At 57.7% G+C, this 781-nt stretch carries 1 protein-coding gene; it reads left to right on the top strand.

Going from position 1 to position 781, the window contains the following annotated elements:
* The coding region (locus N878_RS23380; protein ID WP_021445921.1) for a Tn3 family transposase at positions 1 to 638 on the top strand (638 nt) is incomplete at its 5' end.
* Positions 639 to 781 lie beyond the last annotated feature (143 nt).

Here is a 781-nt window from a genome sequence, read left to right as displayed (position 1 = left end):
AACAGCGCCACCTCTTTGTGCCACGCGGCACCAAAGTGCCCGCAGAAATCGCTGCGGTGTGCGAAGCCAATGTCGACGTCGCTTTGATCGAAAAGCATTGGGATAGTCTGGTGCACCTGGCAGCCTCGGTCATGAGCGGACATGCCAGTGCGGTGGCAGCTCTTGCGCGGTTCGGTTCTGCCGCCCAGGGCGATCCAATCTATGAGGCTGGCGTGCAATTGGGGCGGTTGCTGCGTACGGCGTTTTTGGCTGACTACTTTGTCAAGGACGCTTTCAGGAACGAGTTGCGCCGGGTGCTCAATCGGGGCGAGGCTGTTAACGCCCTCAAGCGCGCCATTTATACCGGCCGGATCAGCCCGGCGCAGGCCAAACGTGTCGATGAAATGCAGGCTGTGGCCGATGCGTTGAGCCTGATGGCCAACATCGTGATGGCGTGGAATACCTCACAGATGCAGGCGGTCCTGGATCGCTGGTCGAACCGCCGCCAGGTCATTCCACCGGAACTGATCGGGAAGATTGCGCCCACCAGGCTGGAGAGCATCAACTTGCGGGGTGTGTTTCGCTTCCCGGTTGACCGCTATGCTGACCAAATCCTGCCTTCGCGGCCAAATGCATCGATAACTGGCACCAATGGATGAAACCGACCACGGTTTGACGCCACGAATCGCAGATTTGAAAGTGAACAGGAAAGTCAATGAAATCAACGATCTACCAACACCACCTCCGCGCCAGTGCTAGCTTTTCGTACCGTCACTTATTGCACTGAAAACGAGGAGACCCC

This window comes from Pseudomonas sp. EGD-AK9 (assembly GCF_000465935.2).
GTDB lineage: Bacteria > Pseudomonadota > Gammaproteobacteria > Pseudomonadales > Pseudomonadaceae > Aquipseudomonas.
Note: the sequence above shows the minus strand (reverse complement) of the source record. Positions and strands in the feature narration are given on the sequence as shown.